Genomic DNA, 1,179 nt, shown 5'->3' with positions numbered 1-1,179 from the left:
TTATGCAGTTACTTTCGCAACAACACCAGCACCTACAGTACGACCACCTTCACGAATCGCAAAACGTAGACCTGGGTCCATTGCGATTGGGTGGATTAATTCTACTGACATTTCAACGTTGTCACCTGGCATAACCATTTCAACGCCGTCTTGTAATTGGATTGCGCCAGTTACGTCAGTTGTACGGAAGTAGAACTGTGGACGGTAGCCGTTAAGGAATGGAGTATGACGACCACCTTCTTCTTTAGAAAGTACGTATACTTCTGCATCGAATTTAGTGTGCGGTTTGATTGTACCTGGTTTAGCAAGTACTTGACCACGTTGTACGTCTTCACGCTTAGTACCACGTAGAAGAACACCACAGTTCTCGCCTGCACGACCTTCGTCAAGCAATTTACGGAACATTTCTACGCCAGTTACAGTCGTTACTACTGTGTCACGGATACCAACGATTTCAACTGATTCGCCAACTTTAACGATACCAGATTCAACACGGCCTGTTACTACAGTACCACGACCAGAAATAGAGAATACGTCTTCGATTGGCATTAAGAATGCTTTGTCGATAGCACGTTCTGGTTCTGGAATGTAAGAGTCAAGCGCTTCAACAAGAGCAAGAACTGAAGCCTCACCATATTGACCAGCATCGCCTTCCAACGCTTTAAGCGCAGAACCACGGATAACTGGAGTGTCATCACCTGGGAAGTCATAAGTAGAAAGAAGTTCACGAACTTCCATTTCTACTAATTCAAGTAATTCTTCATCATCAACAAGGTCACACTTGTTCAAGAATACGATGATGTAAGGTACACCAACCTGACGAGAAAGAAGGATGTGTTCACGAGTTTGTGGCATTGGACCATCAGTCGCAGCACATACAAGGATCGCGCCATCCATCTGAGCAGCACCAGTAATCATGTTTTTAACATAATCGGCGTGGCCCGGGCAGTCTACGTGAGCGTAGTGACGGATTGGAGAATCGTATTCTACGTGTGAAGTATTAATTGTAATACCACGTGCTTTTTCTTCAGGTGCTGAGTCGATTTGTGAGTAATCTTTCGCTTCACCGCCGTAAGTTTTTGCACAAATAGTTGCAATCGCAGCAGTTAAAGTTGTTTTACCATGGTCAACGTGACCGATTGTGCCCACGTTTACGTGTGGCTTATTACGTTCAAACTT

The 1,179-nt window shown here is 44.6% G+C and carries 1 protein-coding gene; it reads right to left on the bottom strand.

What is annotated here, in order from left to right:
• On the bottom strand, window positions 1–1,179 hold a 1,179-nt coding region (gene tuf / locus NL42_RS17195), incomplete at its 5' end, for an elongation factor Tu (RefSeq protein WP_461313679.1).

Source organism: Acinetobacter sp. GN11 (assembly GCF_054823985.1).
This window is presented reverse-complemented; position numbering and strand designations above follow the sequence as displayed.